Source organism: Nocardia sp. NPDC055029 (assembly GCF_053608525.1).
This window is the reverse complement of the sequence record NZ_JBSGVQ010000055.1, coordinates 1-19,833: the sequence shown is the minus strand read 5'-3', so window position 1 is coordinate 19,833 and position 19,833 is coordinate 1. Positions and strand designations below refer to the sequence as shown.

Genomic DNA, 19,833 nt, shown 5'->3' with positions numbered 1-19,833 from the left:
GTTACCTCGACGGAGTACATTGCGGTCATGCCCAGCGACCTGCAGCTGAAGATCATGAACGCCGGCCACCGCGTCCTACTCGCCCTCAGCGGGGGCCGCGTCGGCAACCGCATCTTCGGGATGCCCTCCCTCGAACTGACCACGATCGGCCGCAAATCCGGCGAACCGCGCAAGGTGATGCTGACCGCGCCGGTCATCGACGGCGACACGATCGTCGTCGTGGCCTCCCGCGGTGGCGACCCGACGCACCCGGCCTGGTACCTGAACCTGCGGGACAACCCGAATGTCGAGGTGTCGCTGCAGACCGGCCCGACGCGGCCGATGACGGCCCACATCGCCACCCCCGAGGAACGGGCGAAGCTGTGGCCCCGGGTCGTCAAGGGATACAAGGGTTACGGCGACTACCAGACCAAGACCACCAGGGAGATCCCGCTGGTGCTGCTCGCACCGCGGACCTGATCAGACGAGGGCGGCCCGGAACTCCGTCGGGCTGCTGCCCCGCGAGCGCTTGAAGGCCGCGCTGAATCCGAACGCGTCGGAGTAGCCGACGGTGGTCGCCACCTGGGCGACGCTGCGCGCGGGATCGGCGAGCAGTTCCTCCGCCTCGGCCATCCGCCATTCGGTGAGGTAGGTCAGTGGCGGTTCACCGATCACCTCGGTGAACCGCTTGGCGAACAGCGCCCGCGACACGGCGGCCTCGGCGGCCAGGCTCGCGACCGTCCACCGCTCGAAAGGCTTGGCGTGGATGGCTTCCAGTGCCGGGCCGACCACCGGATCGGCCATCCCGCGATACCAGGCGGGCGCGCAGTGCTGCTGCTCGGCGAGCCAGGTGCGCAGGTTGCAGACCAGCGACCAGTCCAGCAGGCGATCCATCATGGCCTGCGAGCCCGCGCTGTGCCGGACCGCCTCGGCGGCGGAGTCCTCGAGCCAGGCGCACACGTCGCTGTCGGCGGCGACCACCATCACCGGCGGCAGGGCGCGCAGCAGGCGTTCGTGCCGCCTGCCCGAGGCGCGATAGGCGCCGACGATCAGCGAGGTCTCCCCCGGCGCACCGGTCTCGGTGATCTCCTCGGTCAATGCCGGTGTGGTGCAGGATGAGTCGGTCGGGCCGAACCCGTCCGGCACGAAACAGGACAGCTCGTACTCGGTGAGCGGCCGATCGGGCGCGGCCTCGATATCGTTGAGCTGGAACGGTTCACCGGCCTGCACCACCGCCGTATCGCCCGCGCCGAGCCGGGTGCGTGACCCGTCTGCGAGCACCAGGGTGCCGCCGCCGCGCAGCACACACACCATGATCAGCGGCGCTCGATCGGCGAAGCGAATCGTCCACGGTGCGCGCAGGACGGCATGGGCGACGACCGAGCCGTCGGCACGGATGCCACTCAGCAGCGAACTCAACGGGTCCATGCCACCAGCGTAGACGAACTCCTATCAACTAGAGATGATCGCCCATAGATCGTCCACACAAACCACGGTTAACTCGAAGGCACGGGGCACACCGTCCCACCTCACGATCGAACAGGGAGCCCACCGTGTCGCAGTCGCCCTCCACCACCGTGCCGACCACCACCGAGTCGAATCAGCCCGAATCAGGCTCTCGCACAGCGCTCGTCGTGCTCGCCCACCACCGCGCCGACTCGCTGTCCGCCCATATCGCGCGCCGCGCGGCCACCCGGCTCACCGCCGCCGGGTACACGATCGACTTCCTGGATCTGCACGCCGAGAACTTCGACCCGCGGATGACCGTGGCCGACCAGCCGGACTGGGACAACCGCGACAAGCAGTACGCCCCCGGGACCGAGGCGCACATGCGACGCCTGCTGGCCGCCGAGGTCGTGGTCGTGGTCTTCCCGGTCTACTGGCAGAGCGTGCCCGCGACGCTCAAGGGCTGGATCGACAGCGTCTGGAACTACGGATTCGCCTACGGCCGCAGCAAGCCGCGCCTGGCGGGCAAGCGCATCCTGTGGCTCGGCCTCGCGGGCGCGACCGCGGGCGACGAGATCCTCCCCGGCATGCAGCAGTTGCTGGAGGCCCAGCTCAGCGCGGGTCTGGCCTACTACAGCGGTTTCGCCGACTCCCGGGTCGGCCTGCTCCCCGACGCCGAGGAACAGCCGCAGACCCTGGACGCCGAGGGCAATCTGATCATCGGCGAGGCGATCAGTGGCGACGCCCGCACCGCCCACTACGCCGCGTTCGACGCGACGGCCGAAGGTTTCGTCGACGACTTCCTCGCGGCGAACCTGGTCGACGCCTGAGCCCCTGCCCCGCGCGGTGACCGTCACCGTCACCGCGCGGTCGGGCCCCGAGAGCGGACACGCTCACAGTCCAGTGAGCATGCGTCGCAGCACTCCGAAGAGTTCGGTGGGGTTGCCGGATTCGACGGCCGCCTTGCCGATCAGATCGATGGCGGCGGCGGTGAATTCGTCGCTCTGTTCCTGCACGTGCTCCGCCGGGGTGTCGATACCGGGCGCGTGCTGGGCGAGCAGGGTCGCCATGGCCTGGAGGAACGGGGCCATCAGCGCGGCCAGCTGCGCGGCGGTGCCACCCGTGGTGCGGACCATGGCGCCGCCCTGCTGGAACGCGGCGAACATCGCGTACATGCCGCCCAGGATCGACACGTCGTACATCGCCGCCGCGCCGGGATCCGCGCCGACGAAATCGGCCCGCCCGAACAGTTCGAGCACCGGGCGGTACCGATCGAAGGCCGCGGTCGCGCCGCTGTACAGCACGAACGCGCCGGGCCCGCCGATCATCGGCGGCACCGCCATGATGCCGCCGTCGATCAGTTCGATTTCGTTGTCCGCGGCCCAGCGGCCCAGTGCCCGCGCCTGTTCCGGTGTCGTGGTGGTCAGGTTCACCACCGTGTGCCCGCGCAGTAGCGCCGCGGCCGGCTCGATGTGCTCGCGCACCGCCGCGTCGTCGAGCACGCACAGGATCACCAGATCGGCCGCCGCCAGCGCCTCGGCGGAGCTCGCCGCGAGCACCGCGCCCTGCGCCACCAGCGGCTCGGCCCGCGCCGCGGTGCGATTCCACACCGTCACCTGGTGGCCACCGGTCAGCAGCGCCTGCGCCAGCGCGGTGCCCATCGCACCGAGACCGAGCACCGAAACCCGCTGTGCCGTTACCGAGTTGGTCATGGTTCCCCTTGGTTCGAAGCTCTCGCCGCCACCTCGGCAACGCACTCCTAGATTCGCCGGTAGCGATACACTGCACAAGTACCGACTATCAAGTCCAATACTCACCAAAAAGTAAGTAAGGCGAACATGAAGCAGCGAGAGCGCCCGTACTCGTGCGGGATCGATGCCGCGCTCGACGTCGTCGGCGGCAAGTGGAAGGCGCTGATCCTGTGGGCACTGTCGACCGGCACCCAGCGCTTCGGCGACCTCAAGCGGATGGTGCCCGGGGTGACCGAGAAGATGCTGATCCAGCAGTTGCGTGAGCTGGAGCACGACGGGATCGTCCACCGGGAGATCTACGCGCAGGTGCCCCCGAAGGTGGAGTACTCACTCACCGACCTCGGGGTATCGCTGAACGCGGCGCTCGTCACCCTCGGCGCGTGGGGCAACGCGAACATGGACCACATCTGCGAGGTCAAAGGCGTTCTCGCGCCGGTGCACTGACGCGCCGACCGTGGTCCGGTCGGCCATCGCGCGGATGCGGCGCCGGCGCATCGCCCCGGCGCCGCGCGGGCATCAGCCCTGGATGCCCTGCCAGGTGTTGCCGGTGATGCGCTCGTAGGCCTCTTCGTACTTGCGCCGGGTCGCCTCGACCACGTCGGCGGGGATCTCCGGACCCGGGTACTCCTTGTTCCACCCGGTGGAGGTCGACCAGTCGCGCACGAACTGCTTGTCGAAGGAACGCTGCGCGCGGCCCGGCTCCCACTCGTCGGCGGGCCAGAAGCGCGAGGAGTCGGAGGTGAGCACCTCGTCGCCGAGGGTGAGCACGTCACCGTCCCAGCCGAATTCGACCTTGGTGTCGGCGACGATCACACCGGCCTTCGCGGCATGCTCGGCGCCGCGCGAGTAGATCTCGAGGGTCAGGTCACGCAGTTTCCCGGCGACCTCGCGGCCCTCCTGGTTCACCACGTCGGCGAAGCTGATCGCCTCGTCGTGGCCCTCGGCGGCCTTGGTGGAGGGGGTGAAGATCGGCTCGGGCAGCTTGTCGCCGTCGCGCAGCCCCGGCGGCAGGGCGATGCCGGACACCGTCCCGGACTGCTCGTACTCCTTGAGCCCCGACCCGGTCAGGTACCCGCGCGCGATGCACTCGACCTGCACCATCTTCAGCGGCTTGACCCTGATACCGCGCCCGGCGAACTCGGCGGGCACATCGGTCGCGGAGACCACATGGTTGGGGATGCCGGTGAAGTACTCGAACCACCAGTTCGACAGCTGGGTCAGCAGCGCGCCCTTCTCCGGAATCGGCGTCGGCAGCACGACGTCGTAGACCGACACGCGGTCCGAGGCAACCAGCAGCAGGGTGTCGCCGTCCTCGTAGAGGTCACGAACTTTCCCGGCGTGCACATGCTTCAACGTCGAGCCTCCGAATCCTGGATGGGCGTACTGGGTTCGCCCGGAACTCTACCGGCCCGCCCGGTGACCGGATCCGGCCTGGTCACCGCGACGCGAGGCCGATCACATTCCGGTCAGGCAGTCGCACGCTCGATATCGGCGAGGCGGAACGTGCGGCGGTAGGCCAGCGGGGCGACGCCGACCGCGACCTGGAAGTGCTGGCGCAGTGAGGCACCGGTCGCGAAGCCGACCCGGCTCGCGATCTGCTCGACCGACAGATCGCTGGCCTCGAGCAAGTGCCTGGCCCTGGCCACCCGCTGCTGAGTGAGCCAGCGACCGGGACTCATCCCCACTTCGTCGACGAACCGGCGCGCGAATGTGCGCTGACTCATCCGCGCGTGCGCGGCCAGCTCCGCCATGGTCAGCGGAAGCTCGAGATGTTCGAGCGCCCAGTGCCGGGTCGCGGCGGTGCTCGCGATCGCGGGATCGGGGACGGGCTGGTCGATGTACTGCGCCTGCCCGCCCTCACGCCACGGCGGCACCACGCACCGGCGGGCCACGTGGTTGGCCACCGCGCTGCCGTGATCGGCGCGCACGATGTGCAGGCACAGGTCGACGCCGGAGGCCGCGCCCGCCGAGGTGAGAACGTCACCGTCGTCGACGAACAGGACGTCCGGGTCGAGCCGCACCCGCGGGAAGTGGCGGCGGAACGAGTCGGCCATGCGCCAGTGCGTGGTCGCGGGCCGCCCGTCGAGCAGGCCCGCCGCGGCCAGGACGAACGCTCCCGTGCAGATCGACACGATGCGGGTGCCGGGGCGGATCAGCGCGAGCGCGCCCCGGGTCACCGCACCGAGCCCGGCGAGGGCTTCGCCGATATCGGACGCGGGAATCACCACCGTGTCGGCGGTCGCCAGCAACTCGGGCCCGTGCTCGACGGCGATCCGGAAGTCGGCACAGGTCCGCACCGATCTGCCGTCGACGGAACAGGTGAGCACCTCGTAGCGGTCGTCGAGGGTGCCGAAGACGCGCTGCGGTGTGCCGAGTTCGAACGGGTAGACGCCGTCGAGCGCCAGGACCACCACACGATGCATGGCACGATTCTATCGGATGATGACTTTCATGCCATTTTCTCGATAGCCGCAGCCCGGCACCGTTGACCCCATGACCGACACCATGCGCGCCATCAGCCAGGACACTCTCGGCGGACCCGAGGTCCTGCGCGAGATCGAACTCCCCCGTCCCACCCCCGGCCCGAGCCAGCTGCTCGTCCGGGTGCACGCGGCCGGGCTCAATCCGACCGACTGGAAGCATCGCGCCCTGCCCGGCTTGTTCCTGCCCCCACCGCCTTTCGTGCTCGGCTGGGATGTCTCCGGCGTCGTCGAGGCCGTCGGTTACGGCGTCACCCTGTTCGCGCCCGGCGACGAGGTGTTCGGCATGCTGCCCTACCCGCACGGGCACGGTTCGCTGGCCGAGTACGTCGTCGGGCCCGCGCGCGCCTTCGCCCACAAGCCGGACAACGTCGACCACATCGTGGCCGGTGCCACCCCGCTCGCCGCGCTCACCGCCTGGCAGGCGCTGGTCGACACCGCGAATATCCAAGCGGGACAACGGGTGCTGATCCACGCCGCCGCGGGCGGAGTGGGCCATCTCGCGGTGCAGATCGCGAAGTCGCGGGGCGCGTACGTCATCGGAACGGCGAGCGCGGCCAAGCACGAGCACCTGCGCTCGCTCGGCGCCGACGAGCTGATCGACTACCGGGAGGTCGATTTCGCCGAGGTCGTCGGCGATATCGACGTGGTGCTGGACACCCTCGGCGAGGAGAACAGCCGCCGGTCGCTACCGACACTGCGACCCGGCGGACTGCTCGTCAGCATCCTGGCGCGCACCGGGACCGACCTGCCCGCCGAGGCGGCCCGGCAGGGCGCCCGCTTCGCCGCGCTGCTCGTCGAGGCCGATCATGCCGGGATGCGGGCCGTCGCCGAACTGCTCGCGTCGGGCGAGCTGACGCCGACCATCGCCGGGGTGTTCCCGCTCGCCGAAGCGGCGAAGGCGCACGCGCTCGGCGAGACGGACCGGACGCTCGGAAAACTCGTGGTCACTGTGCCCTGACCAGGTGGGCGCCGCCGACCAGGTGCGCGGCGGCGCCGACCCGGGGCATGGGGTGGCGGCGACCCCGGGCATCCGGCGGTGGCGGTGACCCAGCGCACGCGGTGGCGGCGAGGCCGGAAACTCGTGAGCGGGCGCCGACGGCAAGTGGCATTGTGGACGCTGATGTGCGCACCGGTGGACCACCGCAGCGCTCGACCGTGCCGTGTTCGTCGACGACGAAGGAGATCTATGTCCGCCCCGAATCTCACCCGCGACCAGGCGGTCGAACGCGCCGCGACCGTGGCCGTGCAGAACTATCGGATCGAACTCGACCTCACCGACCAGCCGCGAGGCGCGGGTTCGGAAGTGTCGGACACCTTCGGTTCGAAGACCACCGTCACCTTCACCGCCACTCCCGGTGCGAGCACGTTCATCGATCTGGTGGCGCCGCGGGTGCGTTCGGCCGTGCTCAACGGCACCCCGCTGGATGTGAGCGGCTACGACGAGTCGACCGGGATCACGCTGACCGAGCTGGCCGAGACCAACGAGCTCGTCGTCGAGGCCGACTGCGAGTACTCGCACACCGGTGAGGGCCTGCACCGCTTCGTCGACCCGACCGACGACAACGTCTACCTGTACTCGCAGTTCGAGACCGCCGATGCCAAGCGGATGTTCGCCTGCTTCGACCAGCCCGATCTCAAGGCGACCTTCGACATCGTCGCCACCGCACCCGGCGACTGGCGGGTCGTCTCCAACGGCGCGACCGCCGAGGAGCACAAGGTCGGCGCGGTCGTGCGGCACACCTTCGCGACCACCCCGAAGATGAGCACGTACCTGGTCGCCATGATCGCCGGTCCGTACGCGACGTGGACCGACTCGTACACCGACAGCCACGGCGAGATCCCGCTCGGCCTGTTCTGCCGCGCCTCGCTCGCCGAGCACATGGACGCCGAGCGCCTGTTCACCGAGACCAAGCAGGGTTTCGCCTTCTACCACGACAACTTCGGCGTGCCGTACGCCTTCGGCAAGTACGACCAGCTGTTCGTGCCGGAGTTCAACGCGGGCGCGATGGAGAACGCGGGCGCGGTCACCTTCCTCGAGGACTACGTCTTCCGGTCCAAGGTGACCCGCGCGTCCTACGAGCGCCGCGCCGAGACCGTGCTGCACGAGATGGCGCACATGTGGTTCGGCGACCTGGTCACCATGAAGTGGTGGGACGACCTGTGGTTGAACGAGTCGTTCGCGACCTTCGCCTCGGTGCTGTGCCAGGCCGAGGCCACCGAATACACCAGCGCGTGGACCACGTTCGCCAATGTGGAGAAGTCCTGGGCATACCGCCAGGACCAGCTGCCGTCGACGCACCCGATCGCCGCCGACATCCCCGACCTGCACGCGGTGGAGGTCAATTTCGACGGCATCACCTACGCCAAGGGCGCTTCGGTGCTCAAGCAGCTCGTCGCCTACGTCGGGTTGCAGCCGTTCCTGGCCGGTCTGCGTGACTACTTCGCCGAACACGCCTACGGCAACGCCACTTTCGACGATCTGCTGGCCGCGCTGGAGAAGGCGTCGGGCCGCGACCTGTCGAGCTGGGGCGCGCAGTGGCTCAAGACCACCGGCCTCAACATCCTGCGTCCCGACTTCCTCGTCGCGCCGGACGGCACGTTCTCGAGTTTCGCCGTGGTGCAGGAGGGCGCCGAGCCCGGCGCCGGTGAGCACCGCGTGCACCGGATCGCGGTCGGCGTCTACGACGATGTCGACGGCAAGCTGGTGCGCACCCACCGCGCCGAGCTCGACCTCGACGCGACCGGACGCACCGAGGTACCCGAGCTGGCCGGCGTGCCGCGCGGCAAGCTGGTGCTGGTCAACGACGACGACCTCACCTACTGCTCGCTGCGCCTCGACCCCGATTCGCTCGATGTGGTCGTGCAGCGCATCGGTGACATCGCCGACTCGCTGCCGCGCACCCTGGCCTGGTCGGCGGCCTGGGAGATGACCCGGCAGGCCGAGATGAAGGCCCGCGATTTCGTCGCGCTGGTGCAGCGCGGGATCGGCGCGGAGTCCGAGATCGGCGTGGTGCAGCGGCTGCTCATGCAGGCCGCCACCGCCATCTCCAGCTACGCCGATCCGGTGTGGGCCGAGCGGGAGGGCTGGCCCGGTTTCGCCGACCGGCTGCTCGAGCTGGCCCGCGAGGCCGAGGCGGGCTCGGATCATCAGCTCGCCTTCGTCAACGCGCTGACCGGGGCGTTGCTCGCGCCGCGCCACACCGGCGTGCTGGCCCAGCTGCTCGACGGCGATCCGGCCGTGGCCGGGCTGCCCGGACTCACCGTCGACACCGACCTGCGCTGGCGCATCGTCACCGCGCTGGCGGCGGCCGGGCAGATCGACGCCGACGGCGTCGACTCGCCGACCATCGACGCCGAGCTGGCGGGCGATCCGACGGCGGCGGGCAAGCGCCAGGCCGCCGCGGCAGCCACCGCCCGCCCGATCGCCGAGGTGAAGGAGCGGGCCTGGGCGACGGTGATGGGCGACGACTCGGTGCCCAACATCACCGCCCGCGCCATCGTCGGCGGCTTCGCGCCCGCCGGTCAGGGCGAGCTGCTCGCCCCGTACGTGGACAAGTACTTCGCCGAGATCCCCGCCGTCTGGGAGCGCCGCTCCAGCGAGGTCGCCCAGACCGTCGTCATCGGCCTGTACCCGCACTGGGCGATCACCGAGGACGCCGTCGCCAGGGCCGACGAGTTCCTGGCGGGCGACCACCCGCCCGCCCTGTACCGCCTGGTCTCCGAGGGCCGCGCCGGCATCGAACGTTCCCTGCGCGCACGGGAATTCGACGCCAAGTAAGCGGTCACCCGAGGGCCCGGTGCTGCGATTTCGCCGCACCGGGCCTTCTCGCTGTCCGAACCCAGGTCCGGCGTAATCGTGCAATTCGACGTCTCGGAGTCAGAAAACTGACTGCAGGCGACCCGATTGCACGATTACGCCGGGCTCGGCCTGCGCGTGTCGCTGCTGTAAGCAGATCTGCTGCGGGCAGCAGAAGCGGCGAATCACGGTGCGCGCGAGGCACCGTGGACGCATGGCACACGACGACAAGACTCCGATGTTCAGCTGGCGGGCCCGCGAACAACTGTTCGGGCGCCGGATCCTCGTGCTCGACGGTCCGCTCGACGACGACAACGGCACGCTGCTCATCACGCAGCTGCTGACCCTGGCGGCGCAATCGCCCGAGGCGCCGATCTCGCTGTGGATCCACTCCCCCGGCGGCTCGGTGCCGTCGATGCTCGCGATTCGCGACGTCATGCGGCTGGTCCCGTGCGAGGTGTCCACGCTCGCGCTCGGATTGGCGTGCAGCGCAGGGCAGTTCCTGCTGTCCTCGGGGTCGCCGGGCCGCCGTTTCGCCTTGCCGCACGCGCGCATCCTGATGCATCAGGGCTCGGCGGGTATCGGTGGCAGCGCTGTGGAAGTAGAGGTGCAGGCCGACGACCTGCGCTACACCGTCGACACGGTGCTAGGCCTGATCGCCGCCGACACCGGCCAACCTTTCGACCGCGTCTACGAGGACTCCCTGCACGACCGCTGGTTCACCGCGACGCAGGCGCTCGAGTACGGCTTCATCGACCACATCGTCGAATCGTTCGACCAGGTCGTCCCCAACCGCCACCGCATCGGCATCACGGCATAGAGGAGTCATCGTGACCAGTTACACAATCCCGAATGTCGTGTCTCAGCATCGCGGTGGCGAGCGGATCACCGACATCTACTCACATCTGCTCAGCGAGCGCATCGTCTATCTGGGCACGCCCATCGATTCCGGCGTCGCCAACGCGCTCATCGCCCAGTTGCTGCATCTGGAGTCGGACAGTCCCGGCCAGCCGATCAGCCTCTACATCAACTGTGAGGGCGGCGATCTGTCGGCGATGCTCGCCGTCTACGACACCATGAGTTTCATCAAGGCGCCCGTGCACACCACCTGCGTCGGCCAGGCCATCGCGGTCGGGGCCGTGCTGCTGGCCGGCGGCGCGGCGGGTCATCGTTCGATGCTCCCGCACACCCGGATCGTGTTGCACCAGCCCGCGACTCGCGGGCAGGGCACCATCCCGGACTTGATCTTGCAAGCCGACGAGATCGTCCGGATGCGCGCGGCGATCGAGGCGATCCTGTCCAAGCACACCGGTCAGACGCCGGAAACCCTGCGCCGCGATACCGATCGGGACCGGGTGTTCACCGCCGACACCGCGCTCGACTACGGCCTGGTCGACCAGGTGCTGCACGAACGGGAGTGAATGCCCGGGCTGCGCACAGTCGGGTACAGCGATCCGTCACCGCACACCGGGTGCCGAACTACCGGCGATCATCGGCGAGCGGCCTATCGCGGTCACGACAGGCCGCTCGGCCGAGGTCTGCCGCTCGCGGCGACGCTGATCATGCCCGCCGCGGTGCGCAGGGGCGATTCAGCTGCGCGTCACTGCTTTTCGATGCGGTCCAGGTAGGCGCGGCGCACGCCGTCGTCGACCCGGGTGATCGCGGCGTCGTCGTTGGCGGCCTTGCGGAAGACTCGCATGACCGCTTCCGGCACCAGCCCGGACGCGTTGGCCGCCAGCCCGACATACGACGGCACCGCGGTCTCGGCCGCCCTGGTCTTGACCGTGCGGACCACGGCGGCGGCGATGTCCTCGGGATCGACGGCGGGCAGGATGCCGTAGTCGATCCCGGAGCTGAGTTCGGTGCGCACCGCCGACGGGAGCACCGCGCTCACGCTGACCCCGGTCGCGTCCATCTCCAGCCGGGTCGCCGCGGTCAGCCCGACCACGGCGAACTTGCTGGCGTTGTAGACGGCCAGGCCCTTGATCGGGAACTTGCCCGCCAGCGAGGCCACGTTCACGACATGGCCGTAGCCGCGCTCGACCATGCCGGGCAGGGCCAGGCGCATGCCGTGGATGACGCCGTAGACATTGACGTCCATCGTGAGCTGATCGATCCGGTCCGACTGGTCGAGGAACGCGCCGTTGGGCATCACGCCCGCGTTGTTCACCAGCACGTCCAGCGGTGCGCCACGCCACTTCGCGGCCGCGGCGAGAAACGCCGCGTACGAGTCCTTGTCGGTGACGTCGAGGACGTGGCCCATGGCCCGGATGCCGATCTCGTCGGCGGCCTGCACCGCCAGCGCCTCGTCGAGGTCACCGAGCGCGACGTAGGCGCCCTTGGCCGCGAAGGCCGCGGCGGTGGCGAGGCCGATGCCGCGTGCGGCGCCGGTGATCGCGACCAGCGCCCCGTCCAGGTCGATTCGTGGGTAACTCATGCCGGTACCGCCATCTCGTCGTCGCTAATGATGGTGAAATCGTCGGGGTCGAAGGCGCTGACCCGGCGGGTCAGCTCGCCGGTGGACCAGGGCCAGCTGAAACTGTTGCGGCCGTTGGCATCCAGGTAGTAGCTCTGGCAGCCGCCCGCGTTGTAGACGGTGCCCGCCAGTGCGGACTGCACCTGGTCGACATAGCGGGCCTGGACCTCCGGTCGCACATCCAGGATCGCCCAACCCCGCCGCCGCGCGCTCGCGATTGCCGAGACCAGGAAATCGACCTGGGCCTCGAGAATCGCGAAGGCCGAGGAGTGGCCGGTGCCGAGGCTGGGGCCGAGCACGGTGAACGCGTTGGGGAAACCGGTGGTGACCGTGCCGAGGTAGGCCTCGGGCGAGCCCTGCCAGTGTTCGGCCATGGTCCGCCCGTCGGCGCCGCGCACGATGTCGGCCAGCGGGGTGTCGAGGATGTGGAAGCCGGTGCCGAGGATGACGGCGTCGACCTCGGCGGTGCTGCCGTCCACGCCGATCACCGTGTTGCCGCGGAACTCGGCGACGGCGGTGGCGTGGACGTCCACGTTGTCCTTGGTCAGCGACTGGAGGTAGCTGTTGGAGAACAGGATTCGCTTGCAGCCGAGCAGGTAGTCGGGGGTGAGCTTGGCGCGCAGCTGCGGATCACGCACCACCGCACGCAGATACGCCGAGCCCACCGACTGCACCGTCTGCATCAGCGGGCGCGGATTGCGGAACGCGACGCCGAGTCCCTCCATCAGCGTGTACTCCACCGAGCGCAGTGCCTTGTGCGCGAACGGCACCCGGCGCATGAACCGCTTCTCGATGCCGGGCACCGGGTGGTCGAGCTTGGGCAGCACCCACTGCGCGGTCCGCTGGAACAGGTGCAGCGCGGCGACCTCCTTCTGGATCTCCGGCACGAACTGCACCGCCGACGCCCCGGTCCCCACCACGGCGACGCGCTTGCCGCGCAGGTCGTAGTCGTGATTCCAGCGCGCGGAATGGAACACCTCGCCCGGGAAATCGGCAAGGCCGGGGATCTCGGGCACGCGCGGCTCGTTCCACGGACCGGCGGCCGAGACGACGAAACGGGCGGTGAGCTCGCCGTCACCGGTGTCGAGCCGCCACACCCGCTCGGCCTCGTCCCAGTGCGCACCGAGCACCTGCACACCGAAACGAGTGCGGTCGGCGAGGCCGTGCTCGCGCGCCACGCGGTCGACGTAGGCGAGGATCTCGGGCTGAGTCGCGAACAGCCGCGACCACTCGCTGTTGGGCGCGAACGAGAACGAGTACAGGCCCGATGGCACGTCGCAGGCGCAGCCGGGATAGGTGTTGGCGCGCCAGGTGCCGCCGAAGGTCTCGGCCTTCTCGACGATCAGCACATCCTCGACACCGGCCTCGGCGAGCTTGATCGCGGCGCAGATGCCCGAGATGCCCGCACCGATCACGACCACTTCGTGGTGGCTGCTCATACGATTTCTCCTTCGACGACAGAAACCCGGACCGCGTCGGCGACCCGGCCGGGGACGATGCGGCGGGCGGCGGCGATCGTGGCCTGCCGCCGGGCGGAATCCATGAAGTTGGGGCCCATCACCGCGAGTTCGGCGGGGCCGGGCTCGACCCGGATCACCCGGGTGCCCGCGGCGCGCAGCAGCGCCACTTCGCGGTCGAGGCCCCTGGTCATCTGTGCGCGCAGCAGGCGTTCGACACGGCTCAGGCCGGTGGCCGGTGCGCCACCCGCCGAGGTCATCGGCGCGACGACCACCACCTCGTCGAGGTGCAGCGGGGCCAGCAGATCGGCCGACACCGAGGACACCGCACCGCCGTCGACGAAATCGTGTCCGTCGATCGACACCGGCGGGAACCAGCCGGGGATCGCCCACGACGCGGCGATCGCCGAGCCGAGATCGACGTGTGGCGCGTCCTTCGAACCGAAGGCGACCCGCTCGCCGGAGCTGGGGTCGGCGGCGACCAGCCAGGTCGCGGGGTGGTCGACCCAGCCGCCGCGCGGGGCCAGCGCCCGGCCGAAGGCGCGCAGCCAGTCGGCGTCGCCGCGGCCCTTCGGCAGCAGCCCGGCCAGCGCGGTGTAGACCGAACCGCTGCGCACACCAGCGCCGACGAGTCCGAGACCGGGCAGCCCGAGCGCGGGCGGCGGCGGCATCGCGCCGGGGTCGACGGCCACGTGCCGAGCGAGGACCGGGTCGGCGTCGGGCGCGCCGTCCAGGGCGGTGAGGAGGTCGGCCGGGGTGCGCCCGGAGCCGAGGGCGGCGACGATCTCCGCACCCGCCGAGGTGCCGACCAGCACGTCGGCGGTGCGGACATCCCAGTCGAGAGCGCGCTCGACGGCGTCGAGGGCGACGGCGGTCCAGGCGAAGCCGAGGAGACCGCCGCACCCGATGGCGAGGCCACGTCGTGTAGTCATAACTCGGATACTAACGGTATTCGAGTTCCAGCGGTACCCCATTTTTGCTACACTTCGGTCGTGGCCCGAATGACGCGCAAGGAGTCGCACGCACTCACCCGCGAGCGTTTGGTGGAAACCGCCAAGCGCCTGTTCCTTGCCGACGGTTACAACGTGACCTCACTGGAGAAGGTGGCCGCCGAGGCCGGCTTCTCCAAGGGCGCCGTCTACTCCAACTTCGCCACCAAGCACGAACTCGGCCTGGCCGTGATCGATGTCGTGCACGTGGAGCGGGCACAATCCCTCGCTGACGCGGTGCTGCCGCACGACACCATGGCGCAGCGGATCGAGGGCTTCGCCCGCTGGGCCGACCAGAACATCGGCGACGTCGGTTGGACGGCACTGGAAGTCGAATTCGCGACCAGCACCCGGCACATGCCCGAGGTCCGCACCGAACTGGCCGCACGCCGCCGCTCGATGACCACGGTGCTGGCTTCCCTGATCCAGGTACAGGCCGACGAAATGGGCTTCGACCTGCCGATTTCCGCCGAAGACGCCGCGCTGCAACTACTCTCCCTCGGCATCGGCCTCGGCGTGCAGCGCGCGATCGACCCGGAGATGCCGGTGACCGCGCTCGTCGAACAGCTGCGCGGCCTGATCGATTCCGTCCGGACGGCCTGACTCGGCACGAGCAGGGCCGCGCTCGTTGGCTCGACAAAGACTCGGCAGCGAAGTCCGGCCGACGCGGCGGCCATCAGCCGGAGTTGGCGCTGTGCCCGTGGGTCCGCTCTGCGCGGAGCGCGCTAGGACCCAGCGGGCGGGATCGATGGCCGATCCGGGTCAGGCCGCCAGGAGAACGGCGTTCGGGGCGACGAAGTTCTGCACCGGGGCGGACTGGATCGACGTGCCGATGCGTCGATCACCACCGAGGACGACCGCGCGCGCCGCGGCAGGCCGGCGCATGGACTCGGCCACCTGGGCGACGAGGTCGCTCAGCGAGGTGCCGAGAGCGCCCGCGAGGGCCGCGATCATCTCGCTGGATGGCTCTTTGCGGCCGCGCTCGACCTCGGACAGGTACTGCGGGGAAATCCCCGCGCGTCCCGCGGTGTCGACGAGAGTGGAGCGCTGTTCCAGGCGCAGGGCGCGCAGGCGATCACCGAGGACCTCACGCCACAGCGGTTCGGGGCGCGGCCGCCCGTCACCGCGTCCGCCCGGAATCACCCGCAACCCGTTGTGTTCGCCCATACTCCGAGCGTAGGGACACCGGTGCCGACACACCCGGTTCTTCTGCTCTCGGCGTAACCCGGGTCAGCGGGTGATGCCGAAGCGGGTGTCCACCCAGCCGAGCGCGTCGGCGAAGGAGGCCGCCACGATGCCGCTGTGGTCGACGTCGTCGTACTTGCGATAGTCGACGGACTGGCCGTGCAACTGCTGCTCGGCGACCATCGCGTCGGTCGACTTCAGCGGGACGGTCATGTCGGAGCGGCCCTGCAGGACCAGCACCGGCGCGGTGAATCGCAATCCGCTGGGATCGTTGTCGTCGAGTACCCGCAGCAGCCCGGACAGGTCGCCGTCCTTGGTGAACACGTCCTTGGCGGACAGCCCACCCCACTTGCCGCGATCACGCAGCGCCGCAGTGCATTCGGAGTCCGCGATCGACAGCATCGACACCGCGCGCTCGGTGAGGAACCGGGCCGGGTCGACATCGGTGACGGTCTGCGCGCCGCGCACGAGCAACGGCACGTAGAGCGAGACGTCGCCGGTGCCGAGCTTGCCGAGCGGGTTCGAGACCGTCCACTTCGCCATCCGCACCTGCTCCCCCAGGTGCGACGCGGGAGCCAGCGCGACGGCGCCGAGCAGTTCCGCGCCCGGCGCCCACGCGGCGGCCGCGCCCGCGGCGAACAGGGCGGCGTGGCCACCCTGCGAATGCCCCATCGCCACCCAGCGCGAACCCACCGACTTGTCGACTTCGCGTGCGGCCGTGGCGAAATCGCTCACCGCCCGCTGTTCGGTCTCGCCGATCAGGTAGCCGTGGTTGCCCGGCGTGCCGAGGCCCTGATAGTCGGTCCTGGCCACCGCGTAACCCTTGGCGACCCAGCGGGCCTGGTCGTCCTTGCCCGGCGAGGATCCCTCGGCGCGCGAAGGCGCGCACGCGTCGGCGACGCCGTTGGTGCCCGGCGCCCAGGAGAGCAACGGCCACCCGCCCGCGGGTGGTGTCCCCTCCGGGACGGCGAGCGTCCCCGACACCGCCACCGGCTTGCCCTGCGCGTCGACGGATCGGTAGAGCACCAGCGAGTTGCGCGCCCCCTGCACCGCCTGCGACCCGGTCAGCGGTTGGCTCCGGATCACCGAACCGTGCTGTCCCGGAATCGATTCCGCGGGCGGTGCGTAGAAGCCGGACTGCGGTGCGCCCGCGACCTCGGCAACGCCCGGCGTGTCCCCGGCACAGGCCGAGGCCGACAACGCCAGGCAGGCCACCGCGGCCGCCGCGATCACCCGAGCGATAGCTGTCTGCATGTTCCCCCCGCTACACCGACGGCCGACACACCCGGCCGATAAACCGCCGACCAGGTTACTCGACGCCGCCGGGACGGCTGGGCGCCGCACGACGCCCAGCCGCCGGACTCAGCTCAGGACCCGGCCGAGGAAGTCGCGGATCAGCGCCGCGATCTCGGGTCCGTGTGTCTCCAGCGCGAAGTGGCCCGCGTCGAGCAGATGCAGTTCGGCGTCGGGCAGATCGCGCAGGTAGGCGCGGGCACCGTCGGCGCCGAAGATCTCGTCGTGCTCACCCCAGGCGATCAGCGTGGGCGGGCGGTGCTCGGCGAAGTACTTCTGGAAGCCGGGGTAGCCGTCGAGATTGTTCTTGTAGTCGAAGAACAGCTGCAGCTGGATCTCCTTGTTGCCGGGCCGGTCCAGGTAGGCCTGGTCGAGGGTCCACGTGTCCGGGCTGACCAGCGCGAGCCGGTCGGCCGGAACACCGTGCGTGTACTGCCATGTCGTGGCGTCGAGTTCGAGCAGTGTGCGCACCTCGGGCTCGTGGGTGACGCGGTCGTTCGCGTGCGCGAACAGCACCTCCCAGAACGGGGTGAAGCCCTCGAGGTAGGCGTTGCCGCTCTGGGTGATGAGGGCGCTGACCCGCTCGGGGTGGCGCGAGGCGATGCGCAGGCCGATGGGCGCGCCGTAGTCCTGGATGTAGAGCGCGAATCGGTCGATGCCGAGGGTGTCGAGCAGTTCCAGGGTGATCTCGGTGAGTTTCTCGAAGCTGTAGTCGAATTCGTCGACCTGCGGCATGGCCGACTGGCCGAAGCCGACATGATCGGGCGCGATCACATGGTAATCCTCGGCCAGCGCGGGGATCAGATTGCGGAACATGGCCGAGCTGGACGGGAACCCGTGCAGCAGAACCACAGCCGGGGCGTTCGGGTCGCCCGCCTCCCGGTAGAAGACGGTCTGGCCCTGGATCTGGACGGTGTTGTGGCGGGTCTGGTTCATGATGGACCTCTCTCTTTTCATACGGTGACCGGTTCGCGACGGCGAACCGGGGTGATCAGGAGGGCGGCGGCGACGGTGAACGCCAGGCCGAGGGCGAAGTAGCCGCGGTAGCTGTCGGTGAGGGCGTGCACGACGGTGGCCACGCCGAGGCCGGCTGCGGCGGCGAGCTGGTGGATCACCCAGGCGGGCGCCAGGGTGCGGCCCATCCGGGCGGGGTCGAGACCGCGCGAGAGGATCGCCATGGTGAGCGGGATGACCGGGAACGACGCGACACCGAACAGCGCGGCCACCACGACCAGCACCTCCGGCCCCGGCACGAACACCGCGGGCAGCAGCGCGGCCAGGCGCACCGAATACAGCGCCCGCAGCAGGGTTTCCGGCGGGTACCGCCGCAACAGCCGCACCAGCGCCGCAGAGGTCACCCCGGCCGTCAGTGCCGCCAAGGCGACCAGCCTGCCCGCATCCGCTACCGACCAGCCTTGCTCCACGGCGTGTTTCGGCAGCATCAGCACGACGACGTACAGGGTCGCCGCGTGTAATCCGAAGGACACCAGCACTTTCCACCGATCGGCCAGCGGCTCGCCCGCACCGGGGACCCTCGCCGCCCGCTGGTCGTCGGGCAGCAGCAGCCACAGCACAGCGGTGGCAACCAGCCCGATCGCGCCGAGCAGCGCGAAAGTGCCGCGCACGCCGATCGGATCGAACAGCGCCGTGGCCGCCCACGGCGTGATCAGCTGCCCCAGATTGATACCGATCGCGGCCCTGGCCATAGCGGGCCCTACCTGCGCACCGTGCGCCCGCCCGAGCAGGGTGGTCACCGTGAGCGTGGACGAGGAGGCGAAGCCGAGTCCGCCGAGCACCATGTAGGCGGCGACGAACTGCCACGTCTCGGTCACCATGGCCAGCACCAGATAGCTGCCCGAGATCAGACCGAGCCCGCCGATCAGCACGAGCTTGGGTCCGAGCGTATCGAGCAATCTGCCGATCCCGTGCTGAGCCAGGCCGGTGACCATGGTGCCGAGTGCGGCGGCCACGGCCAGCGCGGTCGCCGAGACGCCGTAGGCCGCGGCGGTGGGCGCGAAGAACACGCCCATCGTGAAGTTCAGGCCGAACGACACGGTCATCGCCGCCAGTCCGGCCCAGGCAAGGTGCGCACCCCGCATGCCCGTCACATCCTAACTCTCTAAATACATTTTAACGGTTACAACTGGACAGCAGTCGGCCACATTCCGCTGCCACGAAAGTCAGTCGCGCACGGAATCGGTTCGCAGCCGGGCGATCTCACCCTCGAGTTCGGCAATCCGGTCACGGAGGACCTGCATCGCCTCGGCGACGGCAGCCCGCGGGTACAGCGGCGGAATGTGCTGGCGGCAGTTCCAGTCGAACGCCTCGACCTCGATCAACACCGCCCGCTCGACCTGTGCGCGGTAGCCGTCGACTACGAGCGAGGCGAGGAGTTCCGGATCCTCGGCGGCCTCGACCACCCGCGCCCGCCCGAAGATCTTCATCCGCGACTGCGCGGCGTAGTCCATCAGGAACAGCGAGACCCGGTCGTCGTGATCGAGATTGCCGCGACTGATGTACTGCTTGTTGCCGCGGAAGTCGGCGAACCCCAGCGTGCGCGCGTCGAGCACCTTCAGGAATCCCGGTGCGCCGCCGCGATGCTGGATGTACGGCCAGCCGGTCTCACCGACCGTCGCCAGATAGAAGCTGTCACGCTCGCCGATGAACCAGGCCTCGTCGGGCCCGATCCGATCGGCCACCTCGGGTACCTGCGCCATCCGCTCATAGCTGCGCAGGCTGCCGTGGACGCGCTGATGCTCGCGCACCAGCGGAGTGAACGCGACCTGCGCGTAGTGCCCGGTCATGACTGCCCCTTCGCGTGATTGCCCACGACTCGATCCCTCGCAATGATTCCATCGTTCTAACCTGTAATCAACAGTTGAAAGGTTAGGTGGGCGCGTTTGATTCCCGGTTCGGGAAAAAACTTCGGAATCGGGGTGCAGGGCGGGAAACACGAACGGCGCGTTCACCTCGAGAGG

The 19,833-nt window shown here is 69.6% G+C and carries 20 protein-coding genes; 8 read left to right on the top strand and 12 right to left on the bottom strand.

Features of this window, described 5'->3' with window-relative positions; genetic code table 11:
* Positions 1-27 precede the first annotated feature (27 nt).
* On the top strand, positions 28-459 hold the full coding sequence (locus ACWF9G_RS31840; RefSeq protein WP_452519832.1) for a nitroreductase family deazaflavin-dependent oxidoreductase: 432 nt from the start codon (positions 28-30) through the stop codon (positions 457-459).
* Here the strand turns inward: ACWF9G_RS31840 and ACWF9G_RS31835 are convergent, their stop codons facing one another.
* Positions 460-1,407: an AraC family transcriptional regulator gene (locus ACWF9G_RS31835; RefSeq protein ID WP_452519830.1), complete on the bottom strand. Its 948-nt coding sequence runs from the start codon at positions 1,405-1,407 to the stop codon at positions 460-462.
* Between the two features lie 125 nt (positions 1,408-1,532).
* Between ACWF9G_RS31835 and ACWF9G_RS31830 the strand changes: the two genes are divergently transcribed.
* Complete coding sequence (locus ACWF9G_RS31830) at positions 1,533-2,255, top strand: NAD(P)H-dependent oxidoreductase (protein WP_452519828.1); 723 nt, start codon at positions 1,533-1,535, stop codon at positions 2,253-2,255.
* 63 nt (positions 2,256-2,318) lie between these two features.
* On the opposite strand, the gene ACWF9G_RS31825 is transcribed toward ACWF9G_RS31830, so the two are convergent.
* Positions 2,319-3,182 (bottom strand): NAD(P)-dependent oxidoreductase, encoded by an 864-nt coding sequence (locus ACWF9G_RS31825; protein ID WP_452519827.1) that lies wholly within the window; start codon positions 3,180-3,182, stop codon positions 2,319-2,321.
* An 81-nt stretch (positions 3,183-3,263) separates the two neighbouring features.
* Between ACWF9G_RS31825 and ACWF9G_RS31820 the strand changes: the two genes are divergently transcribed.
* Positions 3,264-3,620 carry a winged helix-turn-helix transcriptional regulator gene (locus ACWF9G_RS31820; protein WP_379030251.1) on the top strand — a complete coding sequence of 119 codons (357 nt, stop codon included), beginning with the start codon at positions 3,264-3,266 and terminating at the stop codon, positions 3,618-3,620.
* A 72-nt stretch (positions 3,621-3,692) separates the two neighbouring features.
* Here ACWF9G_RS31820 and ACWF9G_RS31815 read toward each other — a convergent pair whose 3' ends face one another.
* Together ACWF9G_RS31815 and ACWF9G_RS31810 are read right to left on the bottom strand one after the other, a co-directional pair.
* A complete protein-coding gene (locus tag ACWF9G_RS31815) occupies positions 3,693-4,529 on the bottom strand; it encodes a phosphoribosylaminoimidazolesuccinocarboxamide synthase (RefSeq protein WP_452519826.1) in 837 nt (278 codons plus the stop codon).
* Positions 4,530-4,642: 113 nt separating this feature from the next.
* Complete coding sequence (locus tag ACWF9G_RS31810) at positions 4,643-5,599, bottom strand: GlxA family transcriptional regulator (RefSeq protein WP_452519824.1); 957 nt, start codon at positions 5,597-5,599, stop codon at positions 4,643-4,645.
* Positions 5,600-5,669: 70 nt separating this feature from the next.
* On the opposite strand from ACWF9G_RS31810, the gene ACWF9G_RS31805 reads away from it, so the two are divergent.
* The 4 genes from ACWF9G_RS31805 (at position 5,670) to ACWF9G_RS31790 (ending at position 10,876) form a co-directional block, all read left to right on the top strand.
* Entirely contained in the window at positions 5,670-6,617 is a 948-nt protein-coding gene (locus ACWF9G_RS31805; RefSeq protein ID WP_452519822.1) for an NADP-dependent oxidoreductase, read from the top strand.
* 228 nt (positions 6,618-6,845) lie between these two features.
* Complete coding sequence (gene pepN / locus ACWF9G_RS31800) at positions 6,846-9,437, top strand: aminopeptidase N (RefSeq protein WP_379305145.1); 2,592 nt, start codon at positions 6,846-6,848, stop codon at positions 9,435-9,437.
* Between the two features lie 232 nt (positions 9,438-9,669).
* Positions 9,670-10,275, top strand: coding sequence for a ClpP family protease (locus ACWF9G_RS31795; RefSeq protein ID WP_379305147.1), 606 nt, complete (start codon positions 9,670-9,672; stop codon positions 10,273-10,275).
* A gap of 10 nt (positions 10,276-10,285) precedes the next feature.
* On the top strand, positions 10,286-10,876 hold the full coding sequence (locus ACWF9G_RS31790; protein WP_379305149.1) for a ClpP family protease: 591 nt from the start codon (positions 10,286-10,288) through the stop codon (positions 10,874-10,876).
* 179 nt (positions 10,877-11,055) lie between these two features.
* Here ACWF9G_RS31790 and ACWF9G_RS31785 read toward each other — a convergent pair whose 3' ends face one another.
* From ACWF9G_RS31785 to ACWF9G_RS31775, 3 genes are read right to left on the bottom strand one after another with little or no spacing between them, the layout of a single operon-like run.
* The gene (locus ACWF9G_RS31785) at positions 11,056-11,892 is read right to left on the bottom strand and encodes an SDR family oxidoreductase (protein WP_379305151.1); all 837 of its coding nucleotides are present in this window, start codon (positions 11,890-11,892) and stop codon (positions 11,056-11,058) included.
* The gene (locus tag ACWF9G_RS31780) at positions 11,889-13,370 is read right to left on the bottom strand and encodes a flavin-containing monooxygenase (protein WP_452519820.1); all 1,482 of its coding nucleotides are present in this window, start codon (positions 13,368-13,370) and stop codon (positions 11,889-11,891) included. Before ACWF9G_RS31780 ends, ACWF9G_RS31785 begins: the two co-directional genes overlap by 4 nt.
* Entirely contained in the window at positions 13,367-14,320 is a 954-nt protein-coding gene (locus ACWF9G_RS31775; protein ID WP_452519819.1) for a patatin-like phospholipase family protein, read from the bottom strand. Before ACWF9G_RS31775 ends, ACWF9G_RS31780 begins: the two co-directional genes overlap by 4 nt.
* A gap of 69 nt (positions 14,321-14,389) precedes the next feature.
* Here ACWF9G_RS31775 and ACWF9G_RS31770 point away from each other — a divergent pair, with 69 nt between their 5' ends.
* Positions 14,390-14,980 (top strand): TetR/AcrR family transcriptional regulator, encoded by a 591-nt coding sequence (locus tag ACWF9G_RS31770; protein WP_379305172.1) that lies wholly within the window; start codon positions 14,390-14,392, stop codon positions 14,978-14,980.
* Between the two features lie 159 nt (positions 14,981-15,139).
* On the opposite strand, the gene ACWF9G_RS31765 is transcribed toward ACWF9G_RS31770, so the two are convergent.
* The 5 genes from ACWF9G_RS31765 to ACWF9G_RS31745 form a co-directional block, all read right to left on the bottom strand.
* Complete coding sequence (locus ACWF9G_RS31765) at positions 15,140-15,544, bottom strand: helix-turn-helix domain-containing protein (RefSeq protein ID WP_379305157.1); 405 nt, start codon at positions 15,542-15,544, stop codon at positions 15,140-15,142.
* A gap of 63 nt (positions 15,545-15,607) precedes the next feature.
* A complete protein-coding gene (locus ACWF9G_RS31760) occupies positions 15,608-16,816 on the bottom strand; it encodes a lipase family protein (protein WP_452519817.1) in 1,209 nt (402 codons plus the stop codon).
* A gap of 108 nt (positions 16,817-16,924) precedes the next feature.
* Positions 16,925-17,791 carry an alpha/beta fold hydrolase gene (locus ACWF9G_RS31755; RefSeq protein WP_452519815.1) on the bottom strand — a complete coding sequence of 289 codons (867 nt, stop codon included), beginning with the start codon at positions 17,789-17,791 and terminating at the stop codon, positions 16,925-16,927.
* Positions 17,792-17,808: 17 nt separating this feature from the next.
* Positions 17,809-18,954, bottom strand: a complete 1,146-nt coding sequence (locus ACWF9G_RS31750; protein WP_452519851.1) for an MFS transporter — start codon at positions 18,952-18,954, stop codon at positions 17,809-17,811.
* An 81-nt stretch (positions 18,955-19,035) separates the two neighbouring features.
* The gene (locus ACWF9G_RS31745) at positions 19,036-19,659 is read right to left on the bottom strand and encodes a pyridoxamine 5'-phosphate oxidase family protein (protein WP_452519813.1); all 624 of its coding nucleotides are present in this window, start codon (positions 19,657-19,659) and stop codon (positions 19,036-19,038) included.
* Positions 19,660-19,833: the final 174 nt, after the last annotated feature.

Excerpts from the sequence above, each read along its gene's own strand:
- ACWF9G_RS31780 (WP_452519820.1), bottom strand. The coding sequence starts at position 13,370 with ATGAGCAGCCACCACGAAGTGGTCGTGATCGGTGCGGGCATCTCGGGC.
- ACWF9G_RS31765 (WP_379305157.1), bottom strand. The coding sequence starts at position 15,544 with ATGGGCGAACACAACGGGTTGCGGGTGATTCCGGGCGGACGCGGTGAC.
- pepN (WP_379305145.1), top strand. The coding sequence starts at position 6,846 with ATGTCCGCCCCGAATCTCACCCGCGACCAGGCGGTCGAACGCGCCGCG.
- ACWF9G_RS31775 (WP_452519819.1), bottom strand. The coding sequence starts at position 14,320 with ATGACTACACGACGTGGCCTCGCCATCGGGTGCGGCGGTCTCCTCGGC.
- ACWF9G_RS31770 (WP_379305172.1), top strand. The coding sequence starts at position 14,390 with ATGACGCGCAAGGAGTCGCACGCACTCACCCGCGAGCGTTTGGTGGAA.
- ACWF9G_RS31795 (WP_379305147.1), top strand. The coding sequence starts at position 9,670 with ATGGCACACGACGACAAGACTCCGATGTTCAGCTGGCGGGCCCGCGAA.
- ACWF9G_RS31820 (WP_379030251.1), top strand. The coding sequence starts at position 3,264 with ATGAAGCAGCGAGAGCGCCCGTACTCGTGCGGGATCGATGCCGCGCTC.
- ACWF9G_RS31810 (WP_452519824.1), bottom strand. The coding sequence starts at position 5,599 with ATGCATCGTGTGGTGGTCCTGGCGCTCGACGGCGTCTACCCGTTCGAA.
- ACWF9G_RS31785 (WP_379305151.1), bottom strand. The coding sequence starts at position 11,892 with ATGAGTTACCCACGAATCGACCTGGACGGGGCGCTGGTCGCGATCACC.
- ACWF9G_RS31835 (WP_452519830.1), bottom strand. The coding sequence starts at position 1,407 with ATGGACCCGTTGAGTTCGCTGCTGAGTGGCATCCGTGCCGACGGCTCG.
- ACWF9G_RS31805 (WP_452519822.1), top strand. The coding sequence starts at position 5,670 with ATGACCGACACCATGCGCGCCATCAGCCAGGACACTCTCGGCGGACCC.
- ACWF9G_RS31755 (WP_452519815.1), bottom strand. The coding sequence starts at position 17,791 with ATGAACCAGACCCGCCACAACACCGTCCAGATCCAGGGCCAGACCGTC.
- ACWF9G_RS31745 (WP_452519813.1), bottom strand. The coding sequence starts at position 19,659 with ATGACCGGGCACTACGCGCAGGTCGCGTTCACTCCGCTGGTGCGCGAG.
- ACWF9G_RS31840 (WP_452519832.1), top strand. The coding sequence starts at position 28 with ATGCCCAGCGACCTGCAGCTGAAGATCATGAACGCCGGCCACCGCGTC.
- ACWF9G_RS31760 (WP_452519817.1), bottom strand. The coding sequence starts at position 16,816 with ATGCAGACAGCTATCGCTCGGGTGATCGCGGCGGCCGCGGTGGCCTGC.
- ACWF9G_RS31750 (WP_452519851.1), bottom strand. The coding sequence starts at position 18,954 with ATGCGGGGTGCGCACCTTGCCTGGGCCGGACTGGCGGCGATGACCGTG.